We start from the raw sequence: 12,556 nt of genomic DNA, 5'->3' as shown, positions 1-12,556 counted from the left end.
CAACTTGACGGGGAGATGTTCATGAAGTTTTCGTTAAGCTCTGAAAACTATACCTGCGTAACCAACAACTTCAGCCATCGGCTCAACGTCTCCGCTTGTGGAGTAATCTACGAGTTCTGCAAAACCACCGTAGTGCTTTGCGTATATCATAGCTACGGCTATAGGTCCGTAACCGCACACACTGGCTTGCATTCTGTATATGGTGTCGTAGAACTTCGAAACATCCATCGAGAGGATAGCTTCAATGACAATTCTATCCCTCCTTCTACACTCCTCATCTGGTAAGTAGTGATGCATGTCCGAAGATGCTACGACCACTATTTCTTTTCCTGTCTCCTCCTTAGCCGTTATTATCTCCTCAGCAACTTCCCTTGCGGTTTCTTCATCCTGCATTCCCATGCAGATTGGGACTATCTTGAACTTTCTACCCATGTTTATGTACTGCAAAAACGGAACCTGAACCTCCAAAGAATGCTCAAACCTGTGTGCGGTTTCATCCAAATCGATGATTTTTTTCGGCATCGCTTTAACGAATTCCATGTCTACCTCTACCTCACCTAAGGGTGTTATCCAAGTGTCCGTTGAGAGAGCAACTGGAGAACCGTAGCCCGTGTGATTTGGACCAACTATCACGTACGTTTCCACCTGTGGTATAAGAGAGTAAACTCTTCCAGCTGTTCTTCCAGAGTAAACGTAACCTGCATGAGGTGAAACGCATGCAATCACCGAATCATCGGGATGATAATCCACAAACTCCTTCAGCATAGCTAAGAGGGACTCTCTGTTCGATGGATAAAACATTCCAGCTACCGCAGGTCTCCTCATAAGCTTATTTAAGTTGACGAAGATATAAACTTGATGCTTTCGAAGTTGGGTGAAGAGGGTAGGAAGAGGGCGATGTGGATTCTGAAGAGGGTGGGATTGTGTGAGGAGGATGGAATCGAACCAAAATTTGAATCGAACGAATTGAGTGTGGAGGAGCTTGAAATCTTCGATGAGGTTGAATATGCCATCATGTTCGACTACGAAGTAGGATACAATATCGCCTTGAAAGCTATAAACAGGCTTGTCAAGCTGAAAAGATTTAGAAGCGCACTTTACGTTTGCGACATGATCGGTGATGAGATTGTCAGAAGGGGAATTCTGAAGGAGGGTATGCTGTACTACGAGAGTGTGGGCGACTTCAAAAACGCTTACGAATTTGCAAGGATTTTGGGAGATGAAAGGGGCAAAATATACAAAGAACTATATGAACTTTACCTCAAGGTCCGTGGTGAAGGATGTCGATGATTTTTTCAATGCAATCTTCTGGCAACCTCTCCCTGATACTCCTTTCAACATCTCCCGTCTCGAAGTCGAACTCTTCAAAGGAAACATCCAAGCTTCTCGTATCTATAACTGCAAAGCTCGGCTGATTCGCATAAACTCCACAAGCTCCAGGGCATGCAACCTTACCGTGCATAGTCTCAGCAACGAACCTCTCGTATCCACCGACGACAACCATCTCGTACTTTCTGAAAGGAGATAGAATACTCTCGTAGTAGCTCGAAGGCTGATTCGGCTTCACAAACCCGTTTATCGGGTCATAGGGACTACCGTAAACCAATAGAAACTCGTTGTCTCCCCACTTTTCGGCTAAGAAGCTGGGAACCTCGTTTCTTAACCACTTTCTTCCCTCTTTACCAAGCTGATCCCAGTTCCACTCGACAACCTTTCTCTCGAATTCGCTCAGATTTTCCTTCTCCTCCTCTTCGAGCTCGTGCCACTCCGCTATTAGGTGATCTATTCTCCCTCTCACAGCCCTTATATCGTTCTCAACAATGAGTTCGTAAGTCTCTTTTGGATACGGCATTTGACCTCCTCCCCGCACTGAAGTGCGAGGATTCCTTGCGGGGAGGTTTGTGCATATCCTCAGCCTCGCTCCTCATCGGATATACACGGGGTGGGTCAGCACCCCGTTAAACCCACCTGTCCGCAAGGCGGAGAGGTGGGCTATAGTTCCCCTTGCGGGGACTTGGTTGACCCTCCCTACCCACCCGACATCGATAAATCAGAACGAGGCTTTATAAAACTAACGCTCCACCAACCTCCCCCTCCCTCCTCCCCTAATTCATCCCCGCTCTGAAGAGCGAGGCTTTCTTAGCGACGCTCTGTAACCGAAAATCCCCAAAACGTAAACCGCTTTGATGTCAAAGTTCTCCTTAAGTCTTTCAACCCTTTCGAGAAGAGCCTTCAATGCTACGGCATTTCCGTGAAGGTTTGAAGCAAAGACGATCATGAAATGCGATCTGCCCTTAGTATATAAGCCTTTGTATGGGTATGATCAGTATATCTCTCGCTCCGATCTTTTTCAGCTTCTCCAAAATCTCAAAAAGCCTATCTTCGTGAACGACAACGTGTACAGCTAACATGTTTCCGTTCTCAACCTTCATAACGGTTGGTCCTTTCAATCCTGGAACTATCCTCTTAACTTCGTCGAGTATATCCGCGGGTATGTTCATCATCAAATACATCATCCCTTTCGCATTCAAAACGCCTTGAATGGATGTAACCAAAGCTTTGACTTCGAACTCGTTTACAACGTTCCTATTCGCTATGAGAACAGCTTCTGTCTCCAAAACCTCCTCAACTACCCTCAAGTTGTTAACTCTCAGAGTTGTGCCAGTAGACGTCAAATCGAGGATTGCATCTGCTATTCCTATGTAAGGAGCGTTTTCACATGCTCCACTAACCTCAACGATCTTAACGTTCAAACCTTTCTCCTTAAAATACCTTTTAGCGATGTTTTTAAACTCCGTAGCAATTCTCTTTCCGTCCAGATCCTCGACCGCCTTTACATCAGAGTTCATCGGAACCGCTATGACTAACTTAGCCTTACCAAAACCCAGCTTAAGCAGAACCTTTACATCCTCCCCAGATTCAACAACCATGTCGTATCCAGTTATTCCAACATCTGCAGATCCATTTGCAACGTAGTGTGGTATATCTCTGGCTCTTGCAAAGAGTATGTTTATCCTCTGATTGTTTGTCGGGACTATAAGCTTTCTCTCGCTACTCTCAACTCTTATTCCAGCTTCTCTCAGCAGTTCCAGAGATGGTTCGCTCAACCGTCCCTTGTTGGGAATTGCGATTATCATCTCCCGAAGTTCGGCACAAAGACTATAAAATTTTAGAAGACATCAACTTCACCATTTATGACCATATCCGTTATCTTCGTTATGTTATCAAGCCAATCTTCGGCAATTTCTACAGCTTTCTTCTCCATCTTTTTAACATCGTAGCCTTTCTTCGGTATTATCTGAATGTCCAATGCTCTAGGCTCGTTTATTGGCTTTCCTATCTGGCTGAGGATTTTAACGTAAACCTCCTCAATCCCCTCAATGTTTTCATAGCAATCCCTCGCTATGAAATTCGCCAATATGTTGTATATCTTGCCAACGTGATTCATCGGATTCTTACCAGCCGAAGCCTCCATACTCATAGGTCTGTAAGGTGTGATCAATCCGTTGCACCTATTTCCTCTCCCAACACTCCCATCGTCACCGCACTCAGCAGAAGTTCCAGTTACTGTAATATAAACGCATCCTCTCTCGTAGTCATCTGCAGTATTTACATTCACTTCAACTTCTCTACTCGTGTATTCCGTAACTATCTCCTTAACCCACTTAGTTAAAGACTCCTTAACTGCTATGTAATCCTTCAGACTATCCAAATACCTGTCAACCATTGCACAGGCTATTGTTAGCGTTATCTTATCTCCTTCCCTTAGACCCATTACTTTAACATCCTCTCCTATAGCCTTTTCCTCCTTCCTGAACTCGTTGTAGATTTTTCTCTCAACGTTATAGACTAGCTTCTCAGTTTCAGTAAACGGGGCAAATCCTATTCCGAAAGATGTGTCGTTTGCATGAGGAGCCTTACCACTCCTCCTCATGAAGACATCCTGCAAGTCCGTGCTACCTTCTCCAATCCTAACATCGAAGACTACATCTTCATCCGGATTTAGATTAGCCATAGCTCTCCTTATGTAATCCTTCGCAGCTTTTAGGGCGATCTTATCGGTTGGAATCCATGTACCTTCAAATTCCTTGGTAGCTCTTCCTACAAGCAGAATAAATATCGGTTGAATGATCTCTCCACCGCCAAAAGCTGGCTTTGATTTTCCAGCGACTATTTGCGTTTCATCTGTGTTGTGATGAAGGACGACTCCGAACCTCTTTATGTACTCCCTGCTCAAAGCCCTGCTCATCGATTCTGCAATTCCATCTGCTAACGTGTCTGGATGACCGATTCCCTTCCTTTCGACAATCTCAACCTTCTGCTTCTCAACTGGAACTTGCTTGAGCTCTTGAACGTAAATGTTTTTCATAGCTTCGAGGATTTCAAGTAGAGATATAAGTTTTAAGGTTTGATCGAAAACGATGTTTGCAATTGCGTAACTAATTTATAACGATTTATAACGACTGACCGCATGAAAAGACTCTTCGAAGAATTCATAGAGATATCAGAACTCGACGATATAGACAAAGAGAGAAAGCTTAAAGATTTTTTTAGTAGATTGAACGGAAAGAAGATCGAGGAATTTAACTGGGCTGATGAGGTTTTTGAAGGAATTCATGTCAAAAATAATGGCGATAAAACGGCTTTGCATTGGGTTGATCTCGATACTGGAGAAGAAAAGAAATTTACATACAGCGGATTCGCAAAGATTTCGAATGGTATTGTGCGTTTCTTGAGGGAAAACGGCATCGAAAAGGGCGAGTTCTTCCACTTCATGCTCCCGCTCATTCCAGAGGTCTGGTTCAGCCACTACGTTGCAGTCAAAGGTGGATTTATTGGAGTTCCTCATGCGAACATCCTTAGGGAAAGAGACTTGGAATACCGATTTAAGGTTGCAAAACCCTCTGCAATAATTGCCGATGAAAGTTCGGCTGAAGTTGTTGACGAAGCTTTAAAGATGGCTAAGGTCGAGCCGAAGGTCAAAATAATCGTTGGCGATAGGGAAGGATGGGAACCTTTTGATTCGATAGAGCCTAAAAACTGTGAAGGTGCAAAGACTAAAGCAGATGATCCAATTTTCTGTTTCTTCACATCCGGCACTACCGGATTGCCAAAAGGGGTTATACACACTGCAACATCCTATCCAGTCGGGCATCTTTCAACTGCTTACATAATAAACGTTAAGCCGGATGATATTCACAACAACTTGAGCGCCGCAGGGTGGGGAAAGTTTGCTTGGAGTTCTTTCTTCTCTCCGTTTATAGTTGGTGCAACTGTCTTAGGTTTGCATTTTACTAGGTTCAAACCAGAAAAATACTTAGAAGCTATTGATAGCTATGGCGTAAACACATTCTGTGCGCCTCCTACAGCATGGCGAATGTTTATGCTCGTCGATGTTAAGAGTAAAGGATTGAAGTTCGAAAACTTGAGAGAAGTTGTTAGTGCGGGAGAACCTTTGAACCCCGAGATTTTCAACTGGTGGAAGGATTTAACAGGGATAGAGATAAGGGACTTCTACGGGCAAACTGAAAGCACGGCAATGATAGGTAATCCGCCTTGGTTTAAAGGAAGGATTGTTCCGGGCTCATTCGGAGTTCCGACATACATGTACGATATAGTTCTGCTTGACGATGACCTCAACGAAATTACTCAACCCAAAGTTGTGGGTCATATAGCTGTAAGGTTGAGTAGATGGAGACCTATAGGGCTGTTTAAGGGCTACTTCGGAAATGCGAGAGAAGATGCTTTCGTAGGTGATTACTACCTCACGGGTGACAAGGCATATTTCGATGAGAGGGGCTACTGGTGGTTCGTTGCTAGAGCAGATGACATCATTAAGACTTCGGATTATAGAGTCGGGCCTTTTGAGGTTGAGAGCGTTTTGCTTGAGCATCCAGCCGTAGCTGAAGCTGCAGTTGTAGGAAGTCCTGATCCCATAAGGTGGCAGATCGTTAAAGCCTTTGTAGTGCTAAAGCCGGAATACAAACCGTCTAGGGAACTTGCCTTAGAGCTTTTCAAGCACTGTAAGAACATACTGGCGAAATTCAAGATTCCGAGGATAATTGAATTTGTAGATTCCCTACCGAAAACGATTAGTGGCAAAATAAAGAGGAAGGAGCTTAGAATAATGGAAGAGGAGAGAAAGAAGAGAGGTGAAAGGGGTGAGCATGAATATTTCTATAGTGAATTTCCTGAATTGAAGGGGTGATTTTCATGCCTTACAGGGGTTACGAGACTTTTAGGGATGTTTTGGATAGAATTGCAAACAAGTATCCAGATAATCCAGCAATACTTTTCAATGGAAAAGCTATAAGCTACAAGGAGCTTTTCGATAAAGCCAATAGATTGGCTTATGCATTGTATCAGCTCGGAGTTGGGAAGGGAGATAAGGTCAGCTTATGGATGCAAAACACTCCTGAATGGGTGATAACGTGGTGGGCAGTTCCGATGATAGGTGCGGCAGTAGTTCCAGTAGATCACTGGTATAAGGAAATTGAGGCTAAGCACATCATAGGACACTCGGATTCAAAAGTGGTGATAACATACCGCTCCTTTGGAAAGTGGGACTTCATATCGATCCTCAAGAAGATCAGAAAAGATTTACCGAAGCTTGAGAACGTTGTATCGGTTGGAGATGCGGATAAGATAGATGGAATTGAGTTCGAGGAGCTTTTGAGAATTGGTAAGGGATGGGAGAGAGATGAAGAGTATCTAAAAGCAGTTAAGAGTGTTGATCCCGATGATGTCTGTCTAATCCTATACACATCTGGAACAACTGGAACTCCTAAGGGAGTTATGCTCTCTCAGTATCAGATCATCAAGAATGCTTACGATCAGGGAGAGAACTTGAGAGTGACTGAAAAGGATAAGCTCGTTGTTCCAGTACCTTTTAGCCACTGTTTCGGCTGTGTTATGTCCATAACATTGATGGCAAATTTTGGAGGAACAATTGCACCGCTTTTAGTTTTCAACGAGAGGGAAGCTTTGGAAACTGTAGAAAGGTACGGATGCACGATGATTCACGGAACTCCAACAATGTTCAATCGAGAAATCAAGCTGTTCAGAGAAGAGAAGTTTGACACATCAACACTCAGAACGGGAATAATGGCCGGTGCTCCTTGCCCAGAGGATTTGATGAGGGCTGTGATGGAGGAGATGGGAGCAAATCTGTGCATAACCTACGGCTTAACCGAAGCTTCTCCGGGAGTAACGATGACAAGTTTGGATGACAGCATCGAAGACAGGGTTAAAACTGTGGGTAAGCCCTTACCAGACATCGAGGTCAAGATAGTTGATGACAAAGGAAACGAGTTGCCGCCGGGTAAGGTTGGAGAGATAATATGTAGGGGGTACAACGTTATGAAAGGCTATTACAAGGCTCCAGAGCTCACAGCTCAGACTATAAGGGATGGATGGTTGTACACTGGTGATTTGGGTGTTATGGATGAGAGGGGATACATAACGTTCAAGGGGAGGAAGAAGGAGCTCGTTATTGTCGGTGGTTACAATGTTTACCCGATTGAGATTGAGAGTTACATAAGACAGTTCGAGAAGGTGCATGAGGTTGCGGTTGTAGGTGTACCAGATGACGATTTGGGTGAAGTCGTAGCCTGTGCAGTAATTCCGAAAAATGGGGTTAAGCTTGATCCCCAGGAGATCGTTGACTTCTGCTACGGCAAAATTGCGAGTGCCAAAGTTCCAAGATACGTTTATGTCACTGATTCCTTGCCCGTAAGCGGGAGAGGCAAGGTTCAGAAGTACAAGCTCGTAGAGATTCTGAAGGAGCTTATCCGAAAGGGAGAGCTTAAGAAGATCGTTCCCACAGCGATTAAGGAGAAAGCTCAGGTAAACTAAACTTTTTTAAATATTTTATCCAGTTTCAAATTGTGCGAGAACTGAGAGCTGGAAAAATATCTGCAATCGTAAACGTTTTTCTGACAATTATCAAGGTTGTAGCCGGTATTCTCGTCAATTCAACAGCTTTAATTGCAGACGGCATTCATTCGCTAATTGATGTCTTTGGATCGGTTTTGGTTTGGATTGGACTTAAGATTGCGAATAAACCGCCAGATGAACTTCATCCCTATGGCCATATAAAGGCTGAGAGCTTGGTTGAGCTTGCCGTCGGCTTGATAATTGTTATTTCAGCCTTAACAATAATTCATGAAGCAGTTATCAGCTTAATGGAGAAATCTATTCCAGATTTTGAGTTCTACGCCTTGATTATAGCTCTGTTTTCAGCAATTGTGAACGAAGTACTTGCAAGATATAAAATAAAGGTCGGAATGGAAACAAAGTCATCTTCGCTCGTGGCTGAAGGTAAGCATTCTAGAGTTGATGTAATATCATCGCTCTCTGTGTTCGTTGGTTACATATTCGTTGGACTGGGGTATTGGTGGATGGATCCGCTCGTTGCAATAGTCATATCGGTTTTGATACTCCAAATGGGATTTGGAATTTTGAAAAATGCCGTAAATTCGCTGATGGACAAGGTAGATCCTGAATTGGCTCTAAAGATTAGGTCCATTGTTGAGGATATAGAGGGAGTTGAGGGAGTCGAGTTTGTGGGTGTTAGGGGAACTTGGAAAGCAAAGATAGTGGAGGTTCATATCAGCATCAATCCGGGGATGAGTGCCGAAATAATCGATGCCTTGGAGAGGGAAATTGAGGAAAGGATTAGGCATGCCGTTTCGGATGTGGTTAGAGTCGTTACAGTTGTTAAGGTTAAGAAGCAAGTAGTCGTTGCCATACCTGAGGACGGAAGCGGAAATTATACTGGAGAATTGGACTCACCTTACTTCACCATAGCAAACCTTTCGACAAACGAAATTTTTAGAATTGAAAATCCTCATTACGGGGCTGAAAGGAGGAAAGGCTATTTGATAGCAGAGCTTTTGAGTAAATACGGTGTGAATGTCGTTGTAGTTAGAAGGATAGGAGAAGGAGCAAAATCTCATTTAAGAAGTAGAGGTATTTTCGTTCGATTTGAAGAAGGGAAATCTGTCGAGGAAATACTCGAAAAAATTGCTAACGCCTTAAGTCTAAAATCCTCTTAGCCTTTCCCTCAAACCTCTCAAGAGTTCCCTTCTCGACAAGCTCAACGTTGACCCTTATTCCCAACTCCTCTCTCAAAGCGTTCTCGATCTTCTTCTTGAGCCTTTCCAAATCTGCTAGTTCACCCGTAAAGAACTCATCCTTAACTTCAACCCTTACGGTCATCTCGTCCAAAGCTCCCCTCTTAGTTAGAACGATCTGATAGCTGTCTCCAACCTCTGGGATTTTCATTAAAACGTGCTCTATCTGGCTTGGGAAGATGTTTATACCTCTAACGATGAGCATATCGTCTGTCCTTCCCAAAATTCTGTGAATCTTTGGATGTGTCCTTCCACAGCTGCACTCATCATCCATGATGTACGTTATATCACCAGTTCTGTATCTTATCAGAGGTAGAGCTTCCTTTGTTAGAGGTGTTAAAACCAACTCTCCCTTTTCTCCTTCACTCAAAACCTCGCCACTTTCCGGATCAACAACTTCAACTAAATAGTGATCTATCCAGATGTGTAAACCGTTCTGTTCCTCGCATTCAAAAGCAACTCCCGGCCCGTTCATCTCACTTAAGCCGTAGCTGTCATAAGCTTTTAAGCCAAAGGAATCTTCCAGCTTTCTTCTAAGGGATTCGCTCCAAGGCTCTGCACCGAAGCATCCTATTCTCAACCCTATTTCGCTTGGATCGATGTTCATAGATTCTGCCACTTCCTTTATGTGTAAAGCGTAGCTCGGTGTACAGTGAATTGCAGTAGTTCCAAAATCGAGCATGAACTGAATCTGCCTCTTGGTGTTTCCCGTGCCAGATGGAACGACCATCGCTCCAATCCTCTCAGCCGCATAGTGGAATCCCAGTCCACCGGTAAAGAGCGTATAGCTCACCATATTTTGAAAGACATCCTTCTTTCTTATTCCTACCATGTAGAGGCAGCGGGCACAAAGGTTTATCCAGTTTTCAAGGTCTCTTGCAGTGTATCCTACAACTTTTGGCTTTCCAGTTGTTCCGCTTGACGTATGAATTCTAACTATTTCATCCTTCGGAACTGCAAACAAGCCGAAGGGATAATTCTCTATAAGGTGGTTCTTATTTGTAAACGGCAACCTCGCAACATCATCAAGCGTCCTTATATCATCCGGATGAACACCCTTCTCCTTAAACGCCTTCCTGTAAAATGGAACATTCTCGTAAGCATGCTTAGCAACCCACTTTAACCTTTTAAGCTGAATCTCCTCGAGTTCTCTCCTAGGCAAAATTTCCTCCTTCTGCCAATATTTGTCAGAGTATGGCATACCCCCAGTGTCTTGGTGTGGTATTTATCCGTTCCTGTTATATTGATGTAGGTGTAGTGGGTTTTAATGAAGTTACTCGTGTGCGGAAAGGGTGGAAGTGGAAAGAGCACAATAACAGCTTTAATTGCAAAATCGCTTGCGAGAAGGGGTTACAGAGTTCTGGTTGTTGATGGAGATGAGTCAAATTTGAGCTTGCACAGACTTTTGGGTGTTGAAAAGCCGAAAGAACTGAAGGATTTGTTCGGAAGTAGGAGAGAGATTTTTGAGAAAGCCAAAAATTTGGGAATAAGAAGAATAGAAGAAATTCCAGAGGAGTTTGTTGCTAGGAAGGATAGAATAAGGCTTGTCTGCGTTGGTAAGATTCACAGCTTTGGGGAAGGGTGTGCATGCCCAATGGGTGCTCTGCTGAGAGAGTTTCTGAAGGGCTTAAAGTTGAATGAGAACGAATTCGTTATTGTAGATGCTGAGGCAGGAATTGAGCACTTCGGAAGGGGTGTTGAGGAGGGGTGTGATGCGGTTATCTTCGTTTTAGATCCTACATACGAATCCAGAGTTATGGCTGAAAGGATCAAATCGATGAATATTGACAAAAAGATGTACTTCGTTCTGAACAAGTTCGATGAGAGATTCAGTGATTTTCTAAGCGATTTAGATGTAGTGGCTAAGATTCCATTTAGCGAAAAAATTTTCTTGGCTTGCCTGAAGGGAGAAGAGCTTAAATGCGATATTGAGGAAGTCGAAAAGCTTGTTGATACAATTTTGAACCAAGAACACGCTCGAGGTAGCTTTCTTCAATACTAACTCTGCTAATCTATCTATACAACACCTCTGGTTGAGAGTAAGGAGCTTTAGAGCAACAAAAATTAAAGGTGTATGCATTCAAAATCCCAACTTCTTGAACTTCAGAGGCAGCTTGCCCTTTTCAAGCTTCTTCATCTTTTTCATGACGTTTTTCATCGTTCTGTAATACCTCAAAAGCTCCTTCACATCCTGCGGTGTTGTTCCACTACCTATTGCAATTCTCCTTATCCTTGAAGAATCGATAATCTTTGGATTTAGTAGCTCCTCTTCAGTCATAGAATCCATTATGACTTTGAATTTCTTCATCTTTTCCTGAGTCATCTCCATGATGTTATCATCAACCTTTAAGCCGAAGCCAAAGGGTAGAAGTTCGAAAATCTTCTTTATAGGCCCCATCTTCTGCATAGCCTCGATCTGCTTGTAGATGTCTTTCAAGGTGAAGGTTCCTTTTAAGAACTTCTCTGGATCGAGTTCCTCCTGTTTGGCAACTCTCTCAACCTTCTCAATCAAAGCTTTAATGTCTCCCATTCCCAAAAGCCTTGAGACAAATCCGGCGGGATCAAACCTCTCAAAGTCTTCAACCTTTTCACCTGTTCCTATGAAGGCTATTGGGATACCTATCTCTCTTGCAGCAGACAAAGCCCCTCCTCCTTTAGCTGTTCCGTCGAACTTCGTTATGATTATACCATCTATGCCTATAGCCTCATGAAACGCCTTAGCCTGCTTAGATGCGAGCTGTCCTATTGCGGCATCCAAAACCAAGAGTTTGTAGTCGGGATTTGCAACCTTAGCAATTTCGATCATCTCATCTATGAGCTCTTTCTCCAAAGCGTGTCTACCGGCTGTGTCGATTATGATCATGTCGTAATCCTTGAGCTTCTTTAAAGCGTTCTCAACTATCTTAACAGCATCCTTACTTTCTCTCTCACCGTAAAACGCTATACCATAATTTTCAGCCAGTTGCTTAAGCTGATCGTATGCAGCAGGTCTCCATGTGTCAGCACAGACTACTGCAGTTCTTAAACCCTTATCTTTGAAGTACTTGGCTAGTTTTGCAGTTGTGGTAGTTTTACCACTACCCTGCAAACCTACAAGCATTATCTTTGACTTTTTGAGGGGAATTTCCAAGCCTTCACCGATTCCCTTTAAAAGCTCCTCGTAGACTATCTTTATGATGTGTTCTCTCGGATTAAGTCCCTCTAAGACCTCCTCGCTCAGAGCTCTCTTCTTTATGGCATCGCTTATCTCCTTAACATGACGAACATTAACGTCAGCCTTGATTAGAGCCCTCTGAATATCCTTAACTATCTCCTCAACCAAAGCTTTATCAACCGTTGCTGATCGAGTGATCTTCCTAACTGCCTCCTTGAGAGCTTCGAGTGCCATCGATTGAAGTAGGCGAATATACTTAAATTGTTAT

At 43.4% G+C, this 12,556-nt stretch carries 12 protein-coding genes; 5 read left to right on the top strand and 7 right to left on the bottom strand.

Translation table 11 applies throughout. The features are described from left to right. Positions 1 to 33: 33 nt before the first annotated feature. Positions 34 to 825 (bottom strand): MEMO1 family protein, encoded by a 792-nt coding sequence (locus ARCPR_RS05240; RefSeq protein ID WP_012940440.1) that lies wholly within the window; start codon positions 823 to 825, stop codon positions 34 to 36. A gap of 33 nt (positions 826 to 858) precedes the next feature. Between ARCPR_RS05240 and ARCPR_RS05235 the strand changes: the two genes are divergently transcribed. Next, on the top strand, positions 859 to 1,290 hold the full coding sequence (locus ARCPR_RS05235; RefSeq protein ID WP_012940439.1) for a hypothetical protein: 432 nt from the start codon (positions 859 to 861) through the stop codon (positions 1,288 to 1,290). Here the strand turns inward: ARCPR_RS05235 and ARCPR_RS05230 are convergent. From ARCPR_RS05230 to ARCPR_RS05220, 4 genes are all read right to left on the bottom strand, one after another. Beyond that, positions 1,262 to 1,852 carry a hypothetical protein gene (locus ARCPR_RS05230; RefSeq protein WP_052294189.1) on the bottom strand — a complete coding sequence of 197 codons (591 nt, stop codon included), beginning with the start codon at positions 1,850 to 1,852 and terminating at the stop codon, positions 1,262 to 1,264. The two genes, ARCPR_RS05235 and ARCPR_RS05230, sit on opposite strands and share 29 nt — an antisense overlap. A gap of 258 nt (positions 1,853 to 2,110) precedes the next feature. Next, positions 2,111 to 2,278, bottom strand: a complete 168-nt coding sequence (locus ARCPR_RS09765; RefSeq protein ID WP_187286401.1) for a hypothetical protein — start codon at positions 2,276 to 2,278, stop codon at positions 2,111 to 2,113. 16 nt (positions 2,279 to 2,294) lie between these two features. After that, a complete protein-coding gene (hisG, locus tag ARCPR_RS05225; protein ID WP_012940438.1) occupies positions 2,295 to 3,137 on the bottom strand; it encodes an ATP phosphoribosyltransferase in 843 nt (280 codons plus the stop codon). 32 nt (positions 3,138 to 3,169) lie between these two features. Then, positions 3,170 to 4,369: a methionine adenosyltransferase gene (locus tag ARCPR_RS05220; protein ID WP_012940437.1), complete on the bottom strand. Its 1,200-nt coding sequence runs from the start codon at positions 4,367 to 4,369 to the stop codon at positions 3,170 to 3,172. A 102-nt stretch (positions 4,370 to 4,471) separates the two neighbouring features. On the opposite strand from ARCPR_RS05220, the gene ARCPR_RS05215 reads away from it, so the two are divergent. Genes ARCPR_RS05215 through ARCPR_RS05205 form a run of 3 tightly spaced genes read left to right on the top strand, consistent with a single transcriptional unit; the run spans position 4,472 to position 9,056 of the window. Then, positions 4,472 to 6,208 (top strand): AMP-binding protein, encoded by a 1,737-nt coding sequence (locus ARCPR_RS05215; protein ID WP_012940436.1) that lies wholly within the window; start codon positions 4,472 to 4,474, stop codon positions 6,206 to 6,208. 5 nt (positions 6,209 to 6,213) lie between these two features. Beyond that, entirely contained in the window at positions 6,214 to 7,854 is a 1,641-nt protein-coding gene (locus ARCPR_RS05210; RefSeq protein ID WP_012940435.1) for an AMP-binding protein, read from the top strand. Positions 7,855 to 7,886: 32 nt separating this feature from the next. Continuing rightward, positions 7,887 to 9,056: a cation diffusion facilitator family transporter gene (locus ARCPR_RS05205; protein WP_012940434.1), complete on the top strand. Its 1,170-nt coding sequence runs from the start codon at positions 7,887 to 7,889 to the stop codon at positions 9,054 to 9,056. On the opposite strand, the gene ARCPR_RS05200 is transcribed toward ARCPR_RS05205, so the two are convergent. Further along, positions 9,028 to 10,335 (bottom strand): phenylacetate--CoA ligase family protein, encoded by a 1,308-nt coding sequence (locus tag ARCPR_RS05200; protein ID WP_012940433.1) that lies wholly within the window; start codon positions 10,333 to 10,335, stop codon positions 9,028 to 9,030. The genes ARCPR_RS05205 and ARCPR_RS05200 overlap by 29 nt on opposite strands. A gap of 66 nt (positions 10,336 to 10,401) precedes the next feature. Here ARCPR_RS05200 and ARCPR_RS05195 point away from each other — a divergent pair, with 66 nt between their 5' ends. Continuing rightward, a complete protein-coding gene (locus tag ARCPR_RS05195; RefSeq protein WP_012940432.1) occupies positions 10,402 to 11,136 on the top strand; it encodes an ATP-binding protein in 735 nt (244 codons plus the stop codon). Positions 11,137 to 11,214: 78 nt separating this feature from the next. Here ARCPR_RS05195 and ARCPR_RS05190 read toward each other — a convergent pair whose 3' ends face one another. Next, positions 11,215 to 12,522, bottom strand: coding sequence for a signal recognition particle protein Srp54 (locus tag ARCPR_RS05190; protein ID WP_012940431.1), 1,308 nt, complete (start codon positions 12,520 to 12,522; stop codon positions 11,215 to 11,217). Between the last annotated feature and the right edge of the window lie 34 nt (positions 12,523 to 12,556).

This window comes from Archaeoglobus profundus DSM 5631, assembly GCF_000025285.1.
In the GTDB taxonomy this organism is placed as follows: Archaea; Halobacteriota; Archaeoglobi; order Archaeoglobales; family Archaeoglobaceae; genus Archaeoglobus_B; species Archaeoglobus_B profundus.
This window is presented reverse-complemented; position numbering and strand designations above follow the sequence as displayed.